Consider the following 21,273-nt stretch of genomic DNA (forward strand, 5'->3'; position numbering starts at 1 on the left):
CTCCCCGCCCCCTCGCACCGGACGCCGCCGCGCGCCGACGGGGAGGTTCTGACCGGGTATATGAAAACGTGACGCGCCCGGGACGGATTCGGACGGGTTCTGGACATACTGCGGCGTAGCATGTGGGCCACGACACCCTCGGGTGCGCGCTCGGCATGGCGAACCCGCCCCTTTCAACGACGAAAGAGATCCCATGGACACTCCCAGTGACAGCACGAACCTGCCGCTGACCCCCCTCGACCGTCTCGCGGCATCCCGCCGGCGCTTCCTCGCGCTGGCCGGTGCGGGCGTCGGCGCCGGGGCCCTCGCGGCCTGCGCGACCGGTGGCGGCGGCGGCGACGAGGACGGCGGCTCCGACGGCGGCGGCGTCGCCGAGGGCGGCGGCGAGGTCAGCGACGAGAACCCCTTCGGCGTCGACCCCTCCCAGCCCGTCGAGGTCGTCATCTTCAACGGCGGCTACGGCGACCAGTACGCGATCGACGCGGGCAAGGCGATGTCCGAGCTGCACGACGGCATCGAGGTCAACGTCAGCTCGACCGTCGACATCCAGCCCGAGCTGCAGCCCCGCTTCGTCGCCGGCGAGCCGCCGGACGTCTTCGACAACTCCGGCGCGCAGGCGATGAACTCCGCGGCCCTCATCTCCGAGGGGCAGCTCGCCACGCTCGACGAGCTCATCAAGGCGCCCTCCATCGACGGCGGCACGATCGAGGAGTCTCTCCTGCCCGGCGCTCTCGAGCCCGGCACCTACTCCGGCAAGCTCTACTCCCTGAACTACGTGTACACGGTGTTCGCGCTGTGGTACTCCGCCAAGCAGTTCGAGGAGAAGGGCTGGAGCGCCCCGGTCACCTGGGACGACGTCATGACCATCGGCGAGAATGCCGCGGGGGAGGGGCTCTCGCTCTTCGCCTTCGGCGGTCAGAACGCCGCGGACTACTACCACACCATGGCGATCGCGATGGCGGTGAAGCAGGGCGGCAAGGAGGTCGCCACGGCGCTCGACTCCCTCGATGCGGGAGCCTACGAGCAGGACGCCGTGGTGCAGGCGATCGACGCCATCGGCGAGGCGGTCGCGGCGGACTTCTTCCTGCCCGGCGGCGCCGGCATCAAGCACACCGAGGCCCAGGCGCAGTGGGTCACCGGGAAGGCCGTCATGTACCCCTCCGGCTCGTGGATCGAGAACGAGCAGAAGGGCGTCACCCCCGACGACTTCGCGATGACCGGCTGCCCCGAGCCGCTGCTGAGCACGGACGGCGCGATGCCGGCCGAGGCCATCCACGGCACCGCGGGCGAGCCCTTCCAGGTCCCGGCCCAGGCGAAGAACGGCGCAGGCGGCCTCGAGTTCCTGCGCGTGATGCTCTCCAAGGAGCAGGCGCAGAACTTCGCGAAGGTCACCTCCTCCACCACGATCGTGAAGGACTCCGTGCCCGAGGACGCCTTCGGCTCCACGGCGCTGGCCTCCGCGAACGAGATGATCCAGGCCGCGGGCGAGAACGTCTTCACCTGGAACTTCACGGACTGGTACGGCCTCGGGCCGGACTTCAAGCCGATCTGGAACGAGTTCCTCAGCGGCGGGATCAAGGCCGACGAGGTGCGCGAGCGCTCCCAGGCCGTCCTCGACCGCGTGCGGGAGGACGACAGCATCGAGAAGTTCGACGTCGAGGGATGAGCCTCCCGACCACGACCCTCGCCGGGCCGTCGGGCGCGCCGCACGCACCCCGCGTGCGGCGCGGCCGGCGCCCCGCGCCGTCGCGCCTGCTGTTCTTCGCCGTCTTCCTCGGCCTCCCGCTGCTGGTCTACATCGTCTTCGTCGTCTCGCCCTTCCTGCAGGCGTTCTACTACTCCCTCACCGACTGGAAGGGGGTCAGCGGGAACGCCGACTTCATCGGCCTGGACAACTACGTCCGGATCTTCACCGACCCGGTCTACCTCAAGGCGCTGCGCAACAACCTGCTGCTGATGATCATCCTGCCCACGGTGACCATCACCCTCGCCTTCGTCCTGGCCGTCATGGTCACGATCGGCGGGGACACCAAGGGCGAGATCCACGGCATCCGCGGCTCGAACATCTACCGCGTGGTGAGCTTCTTCCCCTACGTGCTGCCGGCCGTCGTCATCGGCATCCTCTTCGCCTTCATCTACTCCCCCAACGGTGGCCTGCTCAACGGCCTGCTGAACCTCCCGCTGCGGCTGCTGAACGCCCTCGGCGCGGACGTCCGGCTGGTCGGCACCGCCTGGCTCGGCGATCCCCGCTTCGCCCTCGGCGCGATCATCCTGGCCGTGGTGTGGTCGCTCGTCGGCTTCTACATGGTCCTGTTCGTCGCCGCGATCAAGGCGATCCCCTCGGAGATCATCGAGGCCGCCCGGCTCGACGGCTGCGGCCGTGTCAGGCTCGCCGCACAGGTCGTGCTCCCGCAGATCCGGGAGAACGTCTCCACGGCGGTGGTCTACATGGGGATCATGGCGCTGGACATGTTCGTCTACGTCTCGGTGATGACCCCGTCGGGAGGCACCGCTCGCAGCACCGAGGTGGTCTCCCGCTATCTCTACGAGACCGCCTTCGCGCGCTCGCAGTTCGGCCTCGCCTCGGCGATGGGCGTGGTGCTGGCGCTGGTGACGATGCTGATGGCCGTCATCGTGCTGTTCGGCAGCCGGTCGAAGGAGGGCGCATGACCCAGGCCCCGCCTCTCGACGCCGCCGCCTCCGCAGGGGAGGGCAGCACGCGTCGGATCGAGCCTCGTCGGCCCCGCCGCAGCCGCGGCGACCGCGCCTTCGCCGGCGTCGCCCACATCGTCCTGATCCTGTGGACCCTCGCGGTGGTGCTGCCGCTGCTGTGGACCGTCTACAGCTCGTTCAAGACGTCCCGGGAGATCCTCACCTCGCCGTTCTCGATGCCGAGCGAGTGGAACCTCGACAACTTCATCACCGCCTGGACCGAGGCCGGGATCGGCCGCTACTTCGTGAACACGCTCATCGTCGTCGGCGGTGCGCTGTTCCTGGTGATGCTGCTGGGCGCGATGTGCGCGTACGTCCTGGCGCGCTTCGAGTTCCCCGGCCGTCGGATCATCTACTACGGGATGATCGCGGGGCTCACGTTCCCGATCTTCCTCGCCGTCGTCCCGCTGTTCTTCGTGCTGATGAACATGGGCCTGCGCGGCACGTACATCGGGCTGATCCTCGCCTACGTCGGCTTCGCGCTGCCGTTCACGGTGTTCTTCCTCTACGCCTTCTTCCGGCAGCTGCCGGAAGAGATCGCCGAGGCCGCCGCGATCGACGGCGCCGGAGACTTCCGCACCTTCTTCCAGATCATGGTGCCGCTGGCCACACCCGGCCTGATGAGCGTCACGATCTTCAACTTCCTGGGCCTGTGGAACCAGTACCTCCTGCCGGTGGTGCTGAACACCGACGAGGACAAGTACGTCCTCGCCCAGGGCCTGAAGAGCCTCCAGGCGCAGCAGGGCTACGAATCGGACTGGGGCGCGATGTTCGCCTCGGTCACGATCACGATCCTGCCGGTGCTGATCGTCTACGTGATCTTCCAGCGCCAGCTCCAGGGCGGGCTCGGCCCCAGCACGAACAAGTAGCAGCACCCCGCTCGCCCCGGCCCGCAGCGCCGGGGAGCGACGAGGAGCGGAGGGCCGGGACACCGGCGGCGCGGATGCCGTACCGTGGCCCCGGCCCTCCATCGCGCCGGGACCGGCATCGTGGCCGGAGCACGATCCCCGCAGCCGCAGCCGCAGCCGCAGCCGCAGCCGCAGCCGCAGCCGCCGCTGCCGAAGGGCGCGGCCGCCAGCGCCCCCGTTGTGACGGGGTGCACGACACTCTCCCTTGTGGGGTCGTGCGCCCGTCTGGCAGACTGTTCGAGTTGTCTGCGCGGGCCGACATGCCCGGTTCCGTTCTCCGAGGTCCACCTCGGCGAATGATCACCGGATGAGGTCCGTCCCGAGGATGCGAACCGCACCATCGTGCGGAGTGCGCATCAGAGGTAGGGATCCGACGCAGAAGCAGCCGATCCTCGGCGGTCCTGTGCTGGGCTCTTACGCTCCGCACAGGCCGACACGCCCGTCCTCGGGTACCGGGGAGAGGCCGCATCCATGCCAGACGAAGAAGAGAGACAGGACGCCATGGCGGGACAGAAGATCCGCATCCGGCTCAAGTCGTACGACCACGAGGTGATCGACAGCTCGGCGCGCAAGATCGTCGACACGGTGACCTCCGCGGGCGCGACTGTGGTGGGCCCGGTGCCGCTGCCGACCGAGAAGAACGTGTTCGTCGTGATCCGGTCGCCCCACAAGTACAAGGACTCCCGTGAGCACTTCGAGATGCGCACGCACAAGCGACTGATCGACATCGTCGACCCCACGCCCAAGGCCGTGGACTCGCTCATGCGCCTCGACCTGCCGGCGGACGTCAACATCGAGATCAAGCTCTGAGGGTGGTGGAGATGAGCAACGAACTGACCGGCCAGAAGGCCACCCCCGTCGCGGGCGTGCTCGGCACCAAGCTCGGCATGACCCAGGTCTGGGACGAGAACGGCAAGCTCGTGCCCGTGACCGTCGTGCAGACCGGCGCGAACGTCGTTACCCAGGTCCGCTCCGTCGAGACCGACGGCTACGACGCGGTCCAGATCGCCTTCGGGCAGATCGACCCCCGCAAGGTGTCGAAGCCGCTCAAGGGCCACTTCGAGAAGGCCGGCGTGACCCCGCGCCGCCACCTCGTCGAGCTGCGCACCTCCGACGCCGCCGACTACTCCCTCGGCCAGGAGATCGACGCGTCGGTCTTCACCGCGGGCCAAAAGGTCGACGTCGTGGGCACCTCCAAGGGCAAGGGCACCGCGGGTGTCATGAAGCGTCACGGCTTCGCGGGCGTCAGCGCCACGCACGGCCAGCACCGCAACCACCGCAAGCCCGGCTCCATCGGCGGCGCCTCCACCCCCGGTCGCGTGTTCAAGGGCCAGCGCATGGCTGGCCGCATGGGCGGCGACCGCACCAGTGTCCAGAACCTGACCGTTCACGCGGTCGACGTCGAGAAGGGCCTCGTGCTCGTCAAGGGTGCCGTCCCCGGCCCCAAGGGCGGCCTCGTGCTGGTCCGCTCGGCTGTCAAGACTCCCGCGAAGGAGGCCTGAGCCCGATGGCAGCGAATCTGACCGTCGACGTGCTCGACCCGGCCGGCAAGAAGTCCGGCACCGTCGAGCTGCCTGCGTCGATCTTCGACGTCCAGACCAACGTGGCCCTGATCCACCAGGTCGTCGTCGCCCAGCAGGCGGCCGCCCGCCAGGGCACCCACAAGGCCAAGACCCGCGCCGAGGTGCGCGGCGGCGGCAAGAAGCCCTGGAAGCAGAAGGGCACCGGCCGAGCCCGCCAGGGCTCGCTCCGCGCCCCGCAGTTCACCGGCGGCGGCACCGTCCACGGGCCCGTCCCGCGCGACTACAGCCAGCGCACCCCGAAGAAGATGAAGGCCGCCGCCCTGCGCGGTGCCCTCTCGGACCGGGCCCGCAACGGCCGCGTGCACGTCGTCTCCTCGCTTCTCGCGGGCGAGTCCGCCTCCACCAAGGCTGCGAAGGTCACCCTGTCGCACGTCTCCGACCGTCGCCACCTGCTGGTGGTCGTGCGTCGTGACGACGACCTGGGCGCCCTGAGCACCCGCAACCTGCCTGCCGCTCACGTCCTGTACGCGGACCAGGTGAACACCTACGACGTCATGCTGTCCGACGACGTGGTCTTCACCGCCGATGCGCTCGAGGACTTCGTGGCCCAGGCCTCCCTGACCCTGCCCACCTCGATCTTCGCCGCGGCGAAGGCCGGCTCGTCGGCTCCTGCCGCCGCTGCCGCGTCTGTCGTTGCCCAGGACGCCCCGTTCGGCGAGGGCTCCGCGGCCCCGCTGGCCGACGGCTCCGCTCCCGAGGGCTTCGACATCAAGGGCAACCAGGGCTCGATGAAGTTCCACACCCCGGACTCCCCGTGGTACGGCCGCACCAAGGCCGAGGTCTGGTTCGCGAGTCCGGAGGCCGCCAAGGCCGCCGGGTTCGTGAACGCGGTCAAGGAGTCCGCCTCGTCCGATGAGGAGGCCGCCAAGTGAGCGCGCTGAACAAGGATCCCCGCGACGTCGTGCTGTCCCCGGTCGTCTCCGAGAAGAGCTACGGGCTGATGGACGAGGGCAAGTACACCTTCGTCGTGGCCGCCGACGCCAACAAGACCGAGATCAAGATCGCCGTCGAGAAGATCTTCGACGTCAAGGTCTCCTCGGTGAACACGATCAACCGTCAGGGCAAGGCGCGTCGCACGCGCTTCGGGATGGGCAAGCGCAAGGACACCAAGCGCGCCATCGTGACCCTGACCGACGGAGCCATCGACATCTTCGGAGGGTCGGTCGCCTGAGGCGGCCGATCTCCGAGGAGCAGAGAGTCTGAGGGAAACCCACATGGCAATTCGTAAGAGCAAGCCGACCACTCCCGGTCGTCGCGGCTCGAGTGGCGCCGACTTCGTCGAGGTCACCCGGTCCACGCCGGAGAAGTCCCTGGTGCGCCCGCTGTCCAAGTCCGGCGGCCGCAACAGCAACGGTCGTATCACCTCCCGTCACCGGGGCGGCGGCCACAAGCGGGCCTACCGCGTGATCGACTTCCGTCGTCACGACAAGGACGGCGTCAAGGCCAAGGTCGCTCACATCGAGTACGACCCCAACCGCACCGCGCGCATCGCGCTGCTGCACTACCTGGACGGCGAGAAGCGCTACATCCTCGCGCCGGCCAAGCTGCGTCAGGGCGACTGGATCGAGAACGGCGTCGGCGCCGACATCAAGCCCGGCAACAACCTGCCGCTCAAGAACATCCCGCTCGGCACCGTGGTGCACGCGATCGAGCTCCGCCCCGGCGGCGGCGCGAAGATCGCCCGCTCCGCCGGCGCCTCCGTGCAGCTCGTCGCCAAGGAGGGCCCGTACGCCCAGCTGCGTATGCCCTCCGGCGAGATCCGGAACGTCGACGCCCGCTGCCGCGCCACCATCGGCGAGGTCGGCAACGCCGAGCAGTCCAACATCAACTGGGGCAAGGCCGGCCGCATGCGGTGGAAGGGCAAGCGCCCCCACGTCCGCGGCGTGGTCATGAACCCCGTCGATCACCCCCATGGTGGTGGCGAGGGCCGCACCTCGGGTGGTCGTCATCCGGTGTCGCCCTGGGGTCAGCCCGAGGGCCGTACCCGAAAGCCGGGCAAGGAGAGCGACAAGCTCATCGTGCGCCGTCGTCGGACCGGCAAGAAGCGCTGATAGGGAGAACCGCACATGCCTCGCAGTATTTCCAAGGGCCCGTTCGTGGACGACCACCTTCAGAAGAAGGTGGACGCCCAGAACGAGAAGGGCACCAAGAACCTCATCAAGACCTGGTCGCGTCGTTCGGTGATCACCCCGGACTTCCTCGGCCACACCTTCGCAGTGCACGACGGTCGCAAGCACGTCTCGGTGTTCGTCACCGAGTCGATGGTCGGCCACAAGCTCGGCGAGTTCGCCCCCACGCGGACTTTCAAGGGCCACGAGAAGGACGACAAGAAGGGCCGTCGTCGCTGACATGACGTCAGCAGCGACTGCACTTCTCGAACTCGAGAGAAAGCAGGAAGCAATGGAAGCCAAGGCGCAGGTGCGGTACCTCCGCATGTCGCCCATGAAGGCTCGCCGCGTTGTGGACCTGATTCGTGGCAAGAGCACGGCCGAGGCCCTGGACACCCTGCGGTTCGCCCCGCAGGCCGCCAGCGAGCCCGTCCTCAAGCTCGTGGAGTCCGCGATCGCCAACGCGCGGGTGAAGGCAGACCAGGCGGGGGAGCGCTTCGACGAGCGCGAGCTCGTCGTGTCCGCCGCATTCGTCGACGAGGGTCCGACCATGAAGCGGTTCCAGCCGCGTGCTCAGGGTCGTGCCTTCCAGATCAAGAAGCGCACCAGCCACGTCACCGTGGTGGTCGCTCCCGTGAACAAGTAAGGAGTCCCGAATGGGCCAGAAGGTCAATCCGAACGGGTTCCGCCTCGGGATCACCACGGAGCACAGCAGCCGGTGGTTCGCCGACTCCTCGAAGGAGGGGCAGCGGTACCGCGACTACGTGAAGGAAGACGTCGCGATCCGCAAGCTCATGTCCGACGGGCTCGAGCGCGCCGGCATCTCCAAGGTCGAGATCGAGCGCACCCGCGATCGCGTCCGCGTCGATCTCCACACCGCCCGCCCGGGCATCGTCATCGGGCGTCGCGGCGCGGAGGCCGAGCGTCTGCGCGGCGAGCTGGAGAAGCTCACCGGCAAGCAGATCCAGCTGAACATCCTCGAGGTCAAGAACCCCGAGGCCGATGCTCAGCTGGTCGCCCAGGGCATCGCCGAGCAGCTCGCCGCCCGCGTCTCCTTCCGTCGTGCGATGCGCAAGGGCATGCAGTCCGCGCAGCGCGCCGGCGCGAAGGGCATCCGAGTGGCCGTCTCCGGCCGCCTCGGCGGCGCCGAGATGAGCCGCAACGAGTTCTACCGCGAGGGGCGCGTGCCTCTGCACACCCTCCGTGCGAACATCGACTACGGCTTCTACGAGGCCCGCACCGCCTTCGGCCGCATCGGCGTGAAGGTCTGGATCTACAAGGGCGACGTCACCGCCAAGGAGCTCGCGGCCCAGCAGGCCGCCTCGCAGGGTCCCCGCTCCGGCGGACGCGGCCCGCGTGCCGAGCGCCCGCGCGGTCGTCGCAACGAGCGCAACGCCGCTGCCCGTCGTGAGAGCAACGAGTCTGCACCGCAGACCGCTGCTCCCGCCGAGCAGGCCGCGGCTCCCGCGCAGCAGCCCGGAACGGAGGCCTGAGCGACATGCTGATCCCTCGCAGGACCAAGCACCGCAAGCAGCACCACCCGACCCGCAGCGGCATGGCCAAGGGCGGCACCGAGCTGGCGTTCGGTGAGTACGGCATCCAGGCGCTCGCGCCGGCGTACGTCACCAACCGTCAGATCGAGGCGGCTCGTATCGCCATGACCCGCTACATGAAGCGTGGCGGCAAGGTGTTCATCAACATCTACCCCGATCGTCCGCTCACCAAGAAGCCTGCCGAGGTCCGCATGGGCTCCGGCAAGGGTTCGGTCGAGTGGTGGATCGCCAACATCAAGCCGGGACGCGTCATGTTCGAGGTCGCCGGCGTCGAGGAGGAGGTGGCTCGCGAGGCTCTGCGCCTGGCGATGCACAAGCTCCCCATGAAGTGCCGCATCCTGAGCCGAGAGAGTGGTGACATCTGATGGCAGCGACCAAGCTCACCGCCGATGAACTCGACAAGCTGGACGACTCCAAGCTGGCCGAGGAACTGGCGAAGGCGAAGGACGAGCTGTTCAAGCTCCGTTTCCAGAACGCCACCGGTCAGCTCGAGAGCTCCGGCCGTCTGCGGTCCGTCAAGAAGGACATCGCACGGATCTACACGATCCTGCGCGAGCGCGAGCTGGGCATCCGTCAGGCGCCCGGCGCCGCCGAGTGACCCCGGAGCGAGGAACTGAGATGACTGAGAACAACCAGGCCGAGACCCCGGCCGTCGAGGATCTCGCGAAGGAGGGTGCGCAGGCGTCGTCCGCCGAGCGTCCTTACCGCAAGACCCTGCGCGGCTACGTGGTCTCCGACAAGATGGACAAGACGATCGTGATCGAGGTCGAGGAGCGTGTGAAGCACGCCCGCTACGGCAAGGTCACGACCAAGACGAGCAAGTTCAAGGCCCACGACGAGGAGAACACCGCCGGCATCGGCGACCGCGTCCTCGTCATGGAGACCCGTCCGCTCTCCGCGTCCAAGCGGTGGCGGCTGGTCGAGATCCTCGAGCGCGCCAAGTGATCCGCCGGCGGTCCGCGTGACCGTCCGGCAGCACTGAGAAGGGCCGGTCCTCCCCACGGGGAGGGCCGGCCCTTCTGCGCTCCCCGGAGGTCAGCCCGGAGCGCCGACGAGGTGCACCAGCAGCGCGCCGGCGAGAGCGTCCTCGGCCCTCGGTGCGGCGACCTCGCGCAGCTCCCCGTCCCCGTCGCGCAGCTCCACGACGAACCCGCCGTCCTCCCTCCGCCGCAGCGCGGAGAAGGCGGCGCCGAGCGCCTCGCGCAGCTGGTCCTCCCGCGGCAGCCACACCGCCTCGTCCTGCTCCACGGAGTCCAGCGCCCACTCGGTGGTGCCGTTGAAGCGCAGGACGCGGGTGCCGGTGCGCCCTCGGCCCACCTCCACCACCATCGAGGAGAGCATGAACGCCTCCTCGCGCAGCAGCGCGTTGTCGATCGCGAAGAGATCCCCGTCGGCCGGCTCCCAGGGCAGTCCGGCGTCCCGGAGCCGTCTGGCCACATCGATGTCGATCATGGGAAGAAAACTACGCCCCTGCCGGGTGCCGGGGCCATGCTCCACGTCCGGGGACCGGATCGCCGAACGGTGTGAGGACGACCGCGAGGGCGCGGCAGCGACGATGACGGGTGGGACTGCTGAGGACGAGCCGGGTGAAGGTTCGGCGTGGCGCGAGCCGCGCCGCTGCGCGCGCGTGAAAGATCGTCGTGCCCGCGGACGAGGACGGTGCGCTCGTGTCCGACGTCGAGCTGATCCCGTTCGGGCAGCTCCCGCCAGCGGAAGCCCGACGGTTGGAGATCTCCGACCCGGCCATGCTGAGGCAGGAGGACCTCGCCGAGCCGCTCGAGGCCGCGGTGGAGGACGACTCCCCGGACGCAGGAGAGCAAGCACACACGAGGGAGCCCGCCCCGCAGGGGTGACAGTTCCGGGGGCGGGGCGTAGTCTTGAACGGTTGCCGGAGGACTGCGCCCCGCCCCCGTGGTGGTGGTGCCTGATTCCGCGACAGGATCCGGGACACCCGATCCGTCCTCGCCGGAGACCTCGCACGAGAGGCGAACGCCCCGCGTTCACCACGCCAGTGCCTGAGTCCGGCAGAGGGTTTTTTGGTGCCCGGGACCCGTCGGCGGCGACGTCCCGGGCGCTGCGGCGCCCAAGGCGGTGTCGCGCATGGTCCACATTCCGTTCCGCCAGGCTCGGCCGGCCCGCTCCCGCGGGTCGGAAGAGAACCGGTGAGACGATAGGAGAACGAGTGATTCAGCAGGAGTCGCGACTGAAGGTCGCCGACAACACGGGTGCCAAGGAGATTCTCTGCATCCGTGTTCTCGGTGGCTCCGGTCGCCGTTACGCCAGCATCGGCGACACCATCGTGGCGACCGTCAAGGACGCCATCCCCGGTGGCAACGTCAAGAAGGGCGACGTCGTCAAGGCGGTCGTCGTCCGCACGTCCAAGGAGGTCCGTCGTATCGACGGCTCCTACATCCGCTTCGACGAGAACGCGGCGGTCATCCTCAAGACCGACGGCGAGCCGCGCGGTACCCGCATCTTCGGCCCCGTCGGCCGCGAGCTGCGCGACAAGCGCTTCATGAAGATCGTCTCGCTGGCACCGGAGGTGCTGTGACATGGCAAAGATGAAGATCAAGAAGGGCGATCTCGTCCAGGTCATCACGGGCCGCACGAGCGACGCCGACAAGGCCGCCGCGCGTGGCCTCGAGGCCGGCGACAAGGGCAAGCAGGGTCGCGTCCTGCAGGTGTTCCCCGATACCCAGCGCGTGCTGGTCGAGGGCATCAACCGCCGCACCCACCACGTCAAGCCGAACCAGGCCGGCGGCGCGGGCGGCATCGAGCAGCGCGAGGCCCCCATCCACGTCTCCAACGTGGCCCTGGTCGACCCGGAGGACAACAAGCCGACCAAGGTCGGCTACCGCGTCGAGACCGTCGAGCTCGAGAACGGCCGCACCAAGCAGGTGCGCGTCCGCTTCGCCAAGCGCTCCGGGAAGGACATCTGATGAGCGAGACCGCCACCCAGGCGCCCACCCCGCGTCTGAAGACGAAGTACAACGACACCATCAAGGCGCAGCTGACCGAGCAGTTCGGCTACGAGAACGTCATGCTGGTGCCCGGCCTGACCAAGATCGTCGTGAACATGGGCGTCGGCGACGCCGCACGCGACTCGAAGGTCATCGACGGCGCCATCAAGGACCTCGCCGCCATCACCGGCCAGAAGCCCCAGGTCACCAAGGCTCGCAAGTCCATCGCGCAGTTCAAGCTGCGTGAGGGCATGCCGATCGGTGCGCACGTCACGCTGCGCAACGCCCGCATGTGGGAGTTCCTGGACCGTCTGCTCTCGACCGCGCTCCCGCGAATCCGCGACTTCCGCGGCCTCTCGCCGAAGCACTTCGACGGCAACGGCAACTACACCTTCGGTCTCACGGAGCAGGTCATGTTCCACGAGATCGACCAGGACAAGATCGACCGCGTCCGCGGCATGGACATCACGGTCGTCACCACCGCGAAGACCGACGACGAGGGGCGCGCGCTGCTCAAGCTGCTCGGCTTCCCCTTCAAGGAGGAGAACTGATATGGCGAAGACAGCCCTGATCAAGAAGTCGGAGCGCAAGCCGAAGTTCGCGGTGCGCGCCTACACCCGGTGCCAGCGCTGCGGTCGGCCCCACTCGGTCTACCGCAAGTTCGGCCTCTGCCGCGTGTGCCTGCGCGAGATGGCTCACCGCGGCGAGCTCCCCGGCGTCACCAAGAGCAGCTGGTAAGGACTACCGCCACAGGTCCCACGGCCCCGTCACGGGGCGTAGGGGAAACCAGGTGAGGAAGAAGCAACAGACATGACCATGACCGACCCGATCGCGGACATGCTCACGCGGATCAGGAACGCCTCCGGGGCGTACCACGAGACCGCGTCCATGCCGTATTCGAAGCTCAAGGCCCGCATCGCGGACATCCTGAAGGCAGAGGGCTACATCCTCGGCTGGCGTGAGGAGGAGGCCGAGGTGGGCAAGTCGCTCGTCCTCGAGCTCAAGTACTCCGACAGCCGCGAGCGCGCCATCTCCGGGATCCGCCGCATCTCGAAGCCGGGCCTGCGCGTGTACGCGAAGTCCACCAACCTGCCCAAGGTCCTCGGCGGACTGGGCGTGGCGATCCTGTCCACGTCCTCCGGCCTCCTGACCGACAAGCAGGCTGCCAAGAAGGGTGTGGGTGGGGAAGTCCTCGCCTACATCTGGTGAGCGGGAGAGGAGACCACTAGCTATGTCCCGCATCGGACGCCTGCCGGTCGCAGTGCCGGCCTCAGTCCAGAACGTCACCATCGAGGACCGCACCGTCACGGTGACCGGCCCCAAGGGCGAGTTCACCCACGAGGTGCCCGCGCCCCTGACCGTCGCGCGCGACGACGAGGGCAACATCGTCGTCTCGCGTCCCGATGACGAGCAGGAGAACCGTGCGCTGCACGGTCTGACCCGCACGCTCATCAACAACATCGTCCTCGGCGTCACCGAGGGCTTCACGAAGAAGCTGGAGATCGTCGGCACGGGCTACCGCGTCGTCGCGAAGGGCACGGACCTCGAGTTCGCGCTCGGCTTCTCCCACCCCGTCGTGGTGAAGGCGCCCGAGGGCATCACCTTCGCCGTCGAGTCGCCGACCAAGTTCTCGGTCAGCGGCATCTCGAAGCAGCAGGTCGGGCACGTGGCCGCGAAGATCCGCGGGATCCGTCCGCCGGAGCCCTACAAGGGCAAGGGCGTGCGGTACGCCGACGAGGTCGTGCTCCGCAAGGCCGGAAAGGCTGGTAAGTGACCATGGGTTACGCACTCAAGCACACCAAGGGCAACCGCGGCAGCAAGCTGCGCTCGCGCGGTCGTCGCCACCTCCGCGTCCGTCGCCGCGTCATCGGCACCGCCCAGCGTCCGCGCCTGGTGGTCACCCGTTCGTCGCGTCACGTCTTCGTGCAGGTCGTCGACGATTCCCTCGGCAAGACCATCGCGTCGGCCTCCACCATGGAGGCGGACCTCCGCGGCGCCGAGGCGACGAAGTCGGACAAGGCCCGCACCGTCGGCACCCTGGTCGCCGAGCGCGCCAAGGCCGCCGGCATCGACGCGGTCGTCTTCGACCGCGGTGGCAACAAGTACCACGGCCGCGTGGCCGCCGTCGCCGACGGCGCCCGCGAGGCCGGCCTGGCGCTGTGACCGCCGCCCGGACACAGGACGAGAAGAGGATCTGAATATGGCTGCACAGCAGCGTAGCAACGGTCCCGCGGCCTCCGGCCGACGGGACGACAACACCAGCAACAGCAACAACGATCGCGGCGGCCGCCAGGGCGGCGACCGCGGCGGTCGTCAGGGTGGTCGCGGTCGCGGTCAGGACGCCGAGAAGTCGGCGTTCCTCGAGCGCGTCGTGAGCATCAACCGCGTCTCCAAGGTCGTCAAGGGCGGCCGTCGCTTCGCCTTCACCGCCCTCGTGGTGGTCGGTGACGGCGACGGCACCGTCGGCGTCGGCTACGGCAAGGCCAAGGAGGTGCCGGCGGCGATCTCCAAGGGCGTCGAGGAGGCGAAGAAGAACTTCTTCCGCGTCCCGCGCGTCCAGGGCACCGTCGTGCACCCGGTCCAGGGCGAGGATGCGGCGGGCGTCGTCCTGCTGCGCCCGGCCGCCCCCGGCACCGGCGTGATCGCCGGCGGTCCGGTCCGCGCCGTGCTCGAGTGCGCCGGAGTGCACGACGTGCTCTCCAAGTCGCTCGGCTCGACCAATGCGATCAACATCGTGCGGGCCACCGTCGACGCCCTCAAGCAGCTCGAGGAGCCGGAGGCCGTGGCCGCGCGTCGCGGTCTCGCGGTCGAGGACGTCGCCCCGGCGGCGCTCCTGCGGGCCCAGGCCGAGGGCCGCGCCGCGGCCCGTGCCGAGAAGGTGGGTGCGTGATGCAGATCAAGGTCACCCAGACCCGTTCCGAGATCGGCGGCACCCAGAGCCAGCGAGCCACCCTGCGCGGCCTCGGCCTCAAGCGCATCGGTGACACGGTGGTGAAGGAAGACCGCCCCGAGATCCGCGGCATGATCCGCACCGTCACCCACCTGGTGACGTTCGAAGAGGTGGAGTGAATCTCATGAGCATCGAGGACCAGAACGCAGCAACCCCTTTGAAGCTCCACGACCTGCGCCCCGCGCCCGGTTCCAAGACCGCGCGCACCCGCGTCGGCCGTGGTGAGGCTTCGAAGGGCAAGACGGCCGGTCGAGGCACCAAGGGCACCAAGGCCCGCTACCAGGTGCCCGTCGGCTTCGAGGGCGGGCAGATGCCGCTGCACATGCGGCTGCCGAAGCTTCGCGGCTTCACCAACCCCTTCCGCGTCGAGTACCAGGTCGTGAACCTGTCGACCCTGCAGGAGCTGTTCCCCGAGGGCGGCACCGTCACGGTCGAGGACCTCGTCGCCAAGGGCGCTGTCCGCAAGAACCAGCCCGTGAAGGTGCTGGGCCAGGGCGAGGTGAGCGTCAAGCTCGACATCACCGCTCAGAAGTTCTCCGCCTCGGCGGAGCAGAAGATCGCGGCGGCCGGCGGGTCCGTCACCACCGCGTGACATCTTTTTGACGGGCACCGCGGCACAGACTTAGTCTGAGCCGCGGTGCCCTGTCGTCATTCCAGGGCCGGTCCGAACGCCCGCGCCCACCGCGCGCGGCCGCAGGACGGCCGACCACCGCCTCGGCCCCGTCCCAGGACCTCCAGGAGGGAATCAGGTGAACTCGTTCGTGCGCGCGCTGCGCACTCCCGAGCTGAGGGCGAAGATCCTCTTCACGCTCGGTCTGATCGCCGTCTACCGACTCGGCGTCTTCATCCCCACCCCGGGATTCGACGCCACCAACGTCATGATGTGCGCGGACCAGGCCGCCTCGGGTCAGGGCGCCAACGTGCTGGGCATGGTCAACATGTTCTCCGGCGGCGCGCTGCTGCAGCTGTCCATCTTCTCCCTCGGCGTGATGCCGTACATCACCGCCTCGATCATCGTGCAGCTCCTGCGCGTGGTGATCCCGCGGTTCGAGGCCCTCCACAAGGAGGGCGCCTCCGGCACCGCCAAGCTCACCCAGTACACCCGCTATCTCACGATCGGTCTGGGCGTCCTCCAGGCCACCACGATCATCACGCTGGTGCGCTCGGGCAACTTCTTCGTCGGCTGCACCCTCGAGCTCGTGCCCGACCAGTCGATCCCGACCCTGCTGCTCATGGTGATGACCATGACCGTCGGCACGGTCCTGATCATGTTCATGGGCGAGATGATCACCGAGCGCGGCGTCGGCAACGGCATGTCGCTGATGATCTTCTCCTCGATCGCGGCGAGCTTCCCCGCCTCCTTCGGCCAGGTCTGGCAGCTCAAGGGCTGGATCACCTTCTCCCTGGTGATGCTCGTGGGCCTGCTGATCATGGTCGGCATGGTGTTCGTCGAGCAGTCCCAGCGCCGCATCCCCGTGCAGTACGCCAAGCGCATGGTGGGCCGGCGCATGTACGGCGGCACCTCCACCTACATCCCGATCAAGGTCAACCAGGCCGGCGTCATCCCCGTCATCTTCGCCTCCTCGATCCTCGCGCTGCCGCAGATGGCCGCCTCCTTCGGCGACCCGTCGGCCGGATGGGTGCAGTGGATCAACACGCACCTCGTCCTCGGCGCCTCCTTCTCGTGGATCTACGCCGTGGTCTACGTGGCCCTGATCGTCTTCTTCGCGTTCTTCTACGTCTCGATCACCTTCAACGCGGAGGAGATCGCCGACAACATGAAGAAGTACGGCGGCTTCGTCCCCAACGTGCGCGCGGGCAAGCCCACCGAGCGCTACCTGCGCTACGTCATCAACCGCATCCAGAGCGGCGGCGCCGTCTATCTCGCGGTGATCTGCCTGATCCCGCTGGTCGCGCTGTTCTACCTCGGCACCTCGCAGGACTTCCCGCTGGGCGGCGTCTCCCTCCTGATCGTGATCGGCGTGGGACTGGACACCGTCAAGCAGATCGACGCGAAGCTCCAGCAGCACCACTACGAAGGGATTCTCCGGTGACCACCCCCACCGCCTCGAACGGCTCGACCGCCCCCGCCCGCCGCCTGCTGATCGTCGGCCCGCCCGGAGCGGGCAAGGGCACCCAGGCCGTGCGGGTCGCGGAGGAGCTCTCGATCCCCGCGATCTCCACCGGCGACATCTTCCGCGCCAACGTCTCGGGGCAGACCGAGCTCGGCGTCCTCGCGAAGTCCTACATGGACAAGGGCGAGTACGTCCCGGACTCCGTCACCAACGACATGGTCCGCTCGCGCCTGGCCGAGGCCGACGCCCAGGACGGCTTCCTGCTGGACGGCTACCCCCGCACCCTCGACCAGGTCGAGGCGCTCGACGGCATGCTCGCCGAGCTCGGCACCCCGCTGGACCTCGTGCTGCTGCTCGTGGTCGAGCAGGAGGAGGTCGTCCAGCGCCTGGTGGCGCGCGGCGCCGAGCAGGGCCGCAGCGACGACACCGAGGAGACGATCCGTCGCCGCCTCGAGGTCTACGCCGAGCAGACCGCCCCGCTGATCGACGTCTACGAGCAGCGCGGCCTGGTGCGCCGCGTGGACGGCATGGCCCCGATCGACGAGGTCACCGCCGCGCTGCGCGAGGCCCTCGGCGCCCGATGAGCCTCCTGCCCGAGCGGGTGGAGTGGAAGACGCCCGAGCAGATCGCGGTGATGCGGCGCAGCGGCCAGCTGCTGCACCGCGTCCACGACATGCTCGAGTCCGAGATCCGCCCCGGCATCACCACGGACGAGCTCGACTCCCTCGCCCACACGATGATCCGCGACGCGGGGGCGACGCCGAACTTCCTGGGCTACCAGGGCTATCCGGCCACGCTCTGCATCAGCGTCAACGACGTCGTGGTCCACGGCATCCCCGACGCCCGCCCCCTGGAGGAGGGGGACGTCGTCTCCATCGACGGGGGCCTGATCATCGACGGCTGGCACTCGGACGCGGCCCGCACCCACATCGTGGGCCGGCCCCGCTCGGTCGGCGACGAGGACCTTGTGCGGATCACCGAGGAGGCCCTCTGGGCCGGGATCGCGGCGCTCGCCACCGCCGAGCGCGTCGGCGACGTCGGCGCCGCGATCGAGGACTACGTCGAGCAGGCGGCGGGGGAGTCCCTCTCCCACCTCGAGGGCTTCGGCGGCCACGGCATCGGCACCGCGATGCACCAGGCGCCCGACGTCATGAACTACCGGGTCCGCCCGCGCGGGCCGAAGGTGCGCCCGGGCCTGTGCGTCGCGATCGAGCCGATGCTGATCCAGGGCCAGGGGAACTGGGAGCTCGAGGACGACGAGTGGACCGTCCGCGCCACCGGCGGCGGCCGCGCCGCCCATGCCGAGCACTCGGTCGCCGTGACCGAGCAGGGGCTGCTGGTGCTGACCGCCGGCGACGGGGGAGCGGCCGAGCTCGCCCGGCGCGGGGTCGTCGCCGCGCCCGATCCCCTCGCGGCCTGAGCCGGCAGGCTCCGCCCGCCCGGCGCCGGGCCGCCCCGTCGACGGGCGGGGCGGGGAGCGGGGCGGACGTGATGGGCATCATCGCGTCGGCCCTCGCCGAATCCGGACCTCGCGTGTAGGCTGGTCCATCGGGTGTGCTCCGATCGCGCGTGCGAACGTGTGTTCGTGCAGTCCCGTCGTGCCGCCCGTCCGGCAGGTCCTCGAGGCCGCAGGGCGAGGCCGACGCACTGCCTCGGCGCCACCCTCGTCGATCACCGTACCGTCACCCGACGGTCGGTGTGCAGGGCCTGGGAAACCAGGAACCAAGTACGCGGAACTCGGCCCCGGCTTCGCCGGAGGCGGGAGATTGGGGAGGCATGGCGAAGAAGGACGGAGTGATCGAGGTCGAGGGCACGGTCACGGAGGCGCTCGCGAACGCGCGCTTCCGCGTCGAGCTCGACAACGGGCACATGGTGCTCGCGCACATCTCCGGAAAGATGCGCCAGCACTACATCCGCATCCTTCCCGAGGACCGTGTGGTCGTCGAGCTGAGCCCCTATGACCTCGACCGGGGCCGCATCGTCTACCGCTACAAGTGATCGTCCCGGGAGAAGGAAAGCTATGAAGGTCAAGCCGAGCGTCAAGCCGATCTGTGACAACTGCAAGGTGATCCGTCGCCACTCGCGCGTCATGGTCATCTGCTCGAACCCCCGTCACAAGCAGCGCCAGGGCTGAGCGGAGCGATCCGCCCGTCCCGGCCCCTGCCGTGACAGCCGCCGCCAGGCGGCACGCCCCGCAGCGCGGGGCACCCCGCCCGCATCGCGGGCACCACACAAATGAAGAGACGACACCACCGGCATCGGCCGGTCACCCGCAGGACGGAGGCTGCGGCGTCGGGAGACAGTCCCGGCGAGGTGTCGGCTCAGGCCTCCGAGACAGTAGGAGAATCTGCACATGGCACGTCTGGTGGGAGTGGACCTTCCGCGCGAGAAGCGCCTCGAGGTCGCCCTGACGTACATCTTCGGCATGGGACGCACGCGCGCCCAGGAGACCCTCGCCGCGACCGGCGTCTCCGGCGACAAGCGGGTTCGTGAGGTGAGCGACGAGGAGCTCGTCCAGCTCCGCGATCACATCGAGGCGAACTACATGGTCGAGGGCGACCTCCGCCGCGAGGTGGCCGCCGACATCCGTCGCAAGGTCGAGATCGGCAGCTACCAGGGGCTGCGCCACCGCCGCGGCCTGCCCGTCCACGGTCAGCGCACGAAGACCAACGCCCGCACCCGCAAGGGTCCGAAGCGCACGGTCGCCGGCAAGAAGAAGGCTCGCTGATCCGCGGCATCCGCTGATCGGCCGCCCGGCTCCGTCCCCGGAGCCCGCAGTCACTTCGCGCCGCTGAGGGAACCGGCGCACCCCCACACCACCAGAGGAGTTCTGCCGCATGGCAACCAAGACCCGTCAGGCCGCTGCGCGCAAGCCGCGCCGCAAGGACAAGAAGAACATCGTCAACGGCCAGGCCCACATCAAGAGCACGTTCAACAACACCATCGTGTCCATCACGGACCCGACCGGCGCCGTCATCTCCTGGGCCTCCGCCGGCCAGGTGGGCTTCAAGGGCTCGCGCAAGTCGACCCCGTACGCCGCGCAGATGGCCGCCGAGGCCGCCGCGCGCCAGGCGCAGGAGCACGGCCTGAAGAAGGTCGACGTCTTCGTGAAGGGCCCGGGCTCGGGCCGCGAGACCGCGATCCGCTCGCTCACCGCGACCGGCCTCGAGGTGGGCTCGATCCAGGACGTCACCCCGCAGCCGCACAACGGCACCCGTCCGGCCAAGCGCCGCCGCGTCTGATCCCGTCGGCCGTGACGACGGGACGCCCCGCTCGTCACGGTCGACCGTGTCGGGCGGGGTCTCCCGCGCCCGGCGTCCCCGGACCCCTCGCGGGTCACCCCCGTCTTCCAGGCCCACCGCCCCCTTCTGAGCGTCATATGGCGGACGCTCGCCGAAAGGATCCACAGTGCTCATTGCACAGCGCCCCACGCTGACCGAAGAGGTCGTGTCGGACAACCGCTCCCGGTTCGTCATCGAGCCGCTCGAGCCGGGCTTCGGCTACACCCTCGGCAACTCCCTGCGCCGCACCCTGCTGTCCTCCATCCCCGGCGCCGCGGTCACCTCGATCCGCATCGACGGCGTGCTGCACGAGTTCAGCACCGTCCCCGGCGTCAAGGAGGACATCACCGAGGTCATCCTCAACATCAAGAACCTCGTCGTCTCCTCGGAGAACGACGAGCCGGTCGTGATGTACCTGCGCCGCGAGGAGGCCGGCCGCGTCACCGCCGCCGACATCACCCCGCCGGCCGGCGTGGAGATCCACAACCCCGACCTGCACATCGCGACCCTCAACGAGAAGGGCCGCCTGGAGGTCGAGCTGATCGTCGAGCGCGGCCGCGGCTACGTCTCCGCCGCGCAGAACAAGGGCGTCGACGGCGAGATCGGCCGGGTCCCGGTCGACTCGATCTACTCGCCCGTGCTGAAGGTGACCTACAAGGTCGAGGCGACCCGTGTCGAGCAGCGCACCGACTTCGACAAGCTGATCGTCGACGTCGAGACCAAGCCGGCCATCAGCCCCCGCGACGCGGTGGCCTCGGCGGGCAAGACTCTGGTCGAGCTGTTCGGCCTGGCCCACGAGCTGAACCAGGAGGCGGAGGGCATCGAGATCGGCCCCTCGCCCACCGACCAGGCGCTGGCCGCTGATCTGGCCCTGCCGATCAACGACCTGAACCTCACGGTCCGCTCGTACAACTGCCTGATGCGCGAGGGCGTCCACACCGTCGGCGAGCTGACCGCCCGCTCCGAGGCGGACCTGCTCGACATCCGCAACTTCGGACAGAAGTCCATCGACGAGGTCAAGGCGAAGCTCGCCGAGCTCGGGCTGTCGCTGAAGGACTCCCCGGCCGGGTTCGACCCCGCCGCCCTGGACTCCTACTCCGACGACTTCGGCGACCAGTACTGACCTTCACTTCCACCAAGGAG

The 21,273-nt window shown here is 69.0% G+C and carries 33 protein-coding genes; 32 read left to right on the forward strand and 1 reads right to left on the reverse strand.

The genetic code is table 11. The features are described from left to right. Positions 1–193 precede the first annotated feature (193 nt). The 14 genes from ngcE (at position 194) to rpsQ (ending at position 9,809) form a co-directional block, all read left to right on the forward strand. The gene (gene ngcE, locus DEU31_RS04335) at positions 194–1,666 is read left to right on the forward strand and encodes an N-acetylglucosamine/diacetylchitobiose ABC transporter substrate-binding protein (RefSeq protein WP_010550337.1); all 1,473 of its coding nucleotides are present in this window, start codon (positions 194–196) and stop codon (positions 1,664–1,666) included. Further along, the gene (locus tag DEU31_RS04340; RefSeq protein WP_133675998.1) at positions 1,663–2,670 is read left to right on the forward strand and encodes a sugar ABC transporter permease; all 1,008 of its coding nucleotides are present in this window, start codon (positions 1,663–1,665) and stop codon (positions 2,668–2,670) included. Before ngcE ends, DEU31_RS04340 begins: the two co-directional genes overlap by 4 nt. After that, a complete protein-coding gene (locus DEU31_RS04345) occupies positions 2,667–3,581 on the forward strand; it encodes a carbohydrate ABC transporter permease (protein WP_133676000.1) in 915 nt (304 codons plus the stop codon). The genes DEU31_RS04340 and DEU31_RS04345 overlap by 4 nt, the downstream gene beginning before the upstream one ends. A 540-nt stretch (positions 3,582–4,121) precedes the next feature. Further along, entirely contained in the window at positions 4,122–4,430 is a 309-nt protein-coding gene (rpsJ, locus tag DEU31_RS04355) for a 30S ribosomal protein S10 (protein WP_010550334.1), read from the forward strand. 11 nt (positions 4,431–4,441) lie between these two features. Continuing rightward, positions 4,442–5,122 (forward strand): 50S ribosomal protein L3, encoded by a 681-nt coding sequence (gene rplC, locus DEU31_RS04360; protein WP_010550333.1) that lies wholly within the window; start codon positions 4,442–4,444, stop codon positions 5,120–5,122. Between the two features lie 5 nt (positions 5,123–5,127). Next, on the forward strand, positions 5,128–6,075 hold the full coding sequence (gene rplD, locus DEU31_RS04365; protein WP_010550332.1) for a 50S ribosomal protein L4: 948 nt from the start codon (positions 5,128–5,130) through the stop codon (positions 6,073–6,075). Then, positions 6,072–6,374: a 50S ribosomal protein L23 gene (gene rplW, locus DEU31_RS04370; RefSeq protein WP_010550331.1), complete on the forward strand. Its 303-nt coding sequence runs from the start codon at positions 6,072–6,074 to the stop codon at positions 6,372–6,374. The genes rplD and rplW overlap by 4 nt, the downstream gene beginning before the upstream one ends. A gap of 43 nt (positions 6,375–6,417) precedes the next feature. Further along, on the forward strand, positions 6,418–7,254 hold the full coding sequence (rplB, locus tag DEU31_RS04375) for a 50S ribosomal protein L2 (RefSeq protein WP_010550330.1): 837 nt from the start codon (positions 6,418–6,420) through the stop codon (positions 7,252–7,254). 15 nt (positions 7,255–7,269) lie between these two features. After that, positions 7,270–7,551 (forward strand): 30S ribosomal protein S19, encoded by a 282-nt coding sequence (gene rpsS, locus DEU31_RS04380; protein WP_010550329.1) that lies wholly within the window; start codon positions 7,270–7,272, stop codon positions 7,549–7,551. 52 nt (positions 7,552–7,603) lie between these two features. Continuing rightward, positions 7,604–7,957, forward strand: coding sequence for a 50S ribosomal protein L22 (rplV, locus tag DEU31_RS04385; protein ID WP_010550328.1), 354 nt, complete (start codon positions 7,604–7,606; stop codon positions 7,955–7,957). A 10-nt stretch (positions 7,958–7,967) separates the two neighbouring features. Beyond that, positions 7,968–8,804, forward strand: coding sequence for a 30S ribosomal protein S3 (gene rpsC / locus DEU31_RS04390; protein WP_010550327.1), 837 nt, complete (start codon positions 7,968–7,970; stop codon positions 8,802–8,804). A 5-nt stretch (positions 8,805–8,809) separates the two neighbouring features. Beyond that, the gene (rplP, locus tag DEU31_RS04395; RefSeq protein WP_010550326.1) at positions 8,810–9,229 is read left to right on the forward strand and encodes a 50S ribosomal protein L16; all 420 of its coding nucleotides are present in this window, start codon (positions 8,810–8,812) and stop codon (positions 9,227–9,229) included. Continuing rightward, positions 9,229–9,462, forward strand: coding sequence for a 50S ribosomal protein L29 (rpmC, locus tag DEU31_RS04400; RefSeq protein WP_010550325.1), 234 nt, complete (start codon positions 9,229–9,231; stop codon positions 9,460–9,462). Before rplP ends, rpmC begins: the two co-directional genes overlap by 1 nt. A 20-nt stretch (positions 9,463–9,482) precedes the next feature. Next, positions 9,483–9,809 (forward strand): 30S ribosomal protein S17, encoded by a 327-nt coding sequence (gene rpsQ, locus DEU31_RS04405; RefSeq protein WP_010550324.1) that lies wholly within the window; start codon positions 9,483–9,485, stop codon positions 9,807–9,809. Between the two features lie 90 nt (positions 9,810–9,899). On the opposite strand, the gene DEU31_RS04410 is transcribed toward rpsQ, so the two are convergent. Then, entirely contained in the window at positions 9,900–10,316 is a 417-nt protein-coding gene (locus DEU31_RS04410; protein ID WP_133676004.1) for a hypothetical protein, read from the reverse strand. A 730-nt stretch (positions 10,317–11,046) separates the two neighbouring features. On the opposite strand from DEU31_RS04410, the gene rplN reads away from it, so the two are divergent. From rplN to DEU31_RS04500, 18 genes are all read left to right on the forward strand, one after another. Further along, the gene (gene rplN, locus DEU31_RS04415) at positions 11,047–11,415 is read left to right on the forward strand and encodes a 50S ribosomal protein L14 (RefSeq protein ID WP_010550321.1); all 369 of its coding nucleotides are present in this window, start codon (positions 11,047–11,049) and stop codon (positions 11,413–11,415) included. A 1-nt stretch (position 11,416) separates the two neighbouring features. Further along, a complete protein-coding gene (gene rplX, locus DEU31_RS04420; protein ID WP_010550320.1) occupies positions 11,417–11,803 on the forward strand; it encodes a 50S ribosomal protein L24 in 387 nt (128 codons plus the stop codon). Next, positions 11,803–12,375 carry a 50S ribosomal protein L5 gene (rplE, locus tag DEU31_RS04425; RefSeq protein ID WP_010550319.1) on the forward strand — a complete coding sequence of 191 codons (573 nt, stop codon included), beginning with the start codon at positions 11,803–11,805 and terminating at the stop codon, positions 12,373–12,375. The genes rplX and rplE overlap by 1 nt, the downstream gene beginning before the upstream one ends. Position 12,376: 1 nt before the next feature. After that, on the forward strand, positions 12,377–12,562 hold the full coding sequence (locus tag DEU31_RS04430) for a type Z 30S ribosomal protein S14 (RefSeq protein ID WP_010550318.1): 186 nt from the start codon (positions 12,377–12,379) through the stop codon (positions 12,560–12,562). A gap of 72 nt (positions 12,563–12,634) precedes the next feature. Continuing rightward, entirely contained in the window at positions 12,635–13,033 is a 399-nt protein-coding gene (rpsH, locus tag DEU31_RS04435; RefSeq protein WP_010550317.1) for a 30S ribosomal protein S8, read from the forward strand. A gap of 22 nt (positions 13,034–13,055) precedes the next feature. Then, a complete protein-coding gene (gene rplF / locus DEU31_RS04440; RefSeq protein WP_010550316.1) occupies positions 13,056–13,598 on the forward strand; it encodes a 50S ribosomal protein L6 in 543 nt (180 codons plus the stop codon). A 2-nt stretch (positions 13,599–13,600) separates the two neighbouring features. Next, complete coding sequence (gene rplR / locus DEU31_RS04445; protein ID WP_062947605.1) at positions 13,601–13,987, forward strand: 50S ribosomal protein L18; 387 nt, start codon at positions 13,601–13,603, stop codon at positions 13,985–13,987. Positions 13,988–14,024: 37 nt separating this feature from the next. Continuing rightward, positions 14,025–14,714: a 30S ribosomal protein S5 gene (rpsE, locus tag DEU31_RS04450; RefSeq protein WP_010550314.1), complete on the forward strand. Its 690-nt coding sequence runs from the start codon at positions 14,025–14,027 to the stop codon at positions 14,712–14,714. Continuing rightward, positions 14,711–14,893 carry a 50S ribosomal protein L30 gene (gene rpmD / locus DEU31_RS04455; RefSeq protein ID WP_053917125.1) on the forward strand — a complete coding sequence of 61 codons (183 nt, stop codon included), beginning with the start codon at positions 14,711–14,713 and terminating at the stop codon, positions 14,891–14,893. The genes rpsE and rpmD overlap by 4 nt, the downstream gene beginning before the upstream one ends. 5 nt (positions 14,894–14,898) lie before the next feature. After that, positions 14,899–15,366: a 50S ribosomal protein L15 gene (gene rplO, locus DEU31_RS04460; RefSeq protein WP_010550312.1), complete on the forward strand. Its 468-nt coding sequence runs from the start codon at positions 14,899–14,901 to the stop codon at positions 15,364–15,366. Positions 15,367–15,523: 157 nt separating this feature from the next. Beyond that, a complete protein-coding gene (gene secY / locus DEU31_RS04465) occupies positions 15,524–16,828 on the forward strand; it encodes a preprotein translocase subunit SecY (RefSeq protein ID WP_010550311.1) in 1,305 nt (434 codons plus the stop codon). Continuing rightward, positions 16,825–17,433 carry an adenylate kinase gene (locus tag DEU31_RS04470; protein ID WP_082835218.1) on the forward strand — a complete coding sequence of 203 codons (609 nt, stop codon included), beginning with the start codon at positions 16,825–16,827 and terminating at the stop codon, positions 17,431–17,433. The genes secY and DEU31_RS04470 overlap by 4 nt, the downstream gene beginning before the upstream one ends. Continuing rightward, positions 17,430–18,269: a type I methionyl aminopeptidase gene (gene map / locus DEU31_RS04475; protein ID WP_133676006.1), complete on the forward strand. Its 840-nt coding sequence runs from the start codon at positions 17,430–17,432 to the stop codon at positions 18,267–18,269. Before DEU31_RS04470 ends, map begins: the two co-directional genes overlap by 4 nt. A 356-nt stretch (positions 18,270–18,625) precedes the next feature. Beyond that, positions 18,626–18,847: a translation initiation factor IF-1 gene (gene infA / locus DEU31_RS04480; RefSeq protein ID WP_010550308.1), complete on the forward strand. Its 222-nt coding sequence runs from the start codon at positions 18,626–18,628 to the stop codon at positions 18,845–18,847. A 22-nt stretch (positions 18,848–18,869) separates the two neighbouring features. Then, entirely contained in the window at positions 18,870–18,983 is a 114-nt protein-coding gene (rpmJ, locus tag DEU31_RS04485) for a 50S ribosomal protein L36 (protein ID WP_010532506.1), read from the forward strand. A gap of 219 nt (positions 18,984–19,202) precedes the next feature. Next, on the forward strand, positions 19,203–19,577 hold the full coding sequence (rpsM, locus tag DEU31_RS04490) for a 30S ribosomal protein S13 (protein ID WP_010550307.1): 375 nt from the start codon (positions 19,203–19,205) through the stop codon (positions 19,575–19,577). A gap of 109 nt (positions 19,578–19,686) precedes the next feature. Continuing rightward, positions 19,687–20,091, forward strand: a complete 405-nt coding sequence (rpsK, locus tag DEU31_RS04495; protein WP_010550306.1) for a 30S ribosomal protein S11 — start codon at positions 19,687–19,689, stop codon at positions 20,089–20,091. A gap of 166 nt (positions 20,092–20,257) precedes the next feature. Continuing rightward, positions 20,258–21,253 (forward strand): DNA-directed RNA polymerase subunit alpha, encoded by a 996-nt coding sequence (locus tag DEU31_RS04500; protein WP_010550305.1) that lies wholly within the window; start codon positions 20,258–20,260, stop codon positions 21,251–21,253. The last annotated feature ends 20 nt before the right edge of the window (positions 21,254–21,273 follow it).

Source organism: Brachybacterium sp. AG952 (genome assembly GCF_004362645.1).
GTDB classification, from domain to species: Bacteria; Actinomycetota; Actinomycetes; order Actinomycetales; family Dermabacteraceae; genus Brachybacterium; species Brachybacterium conglomeratum.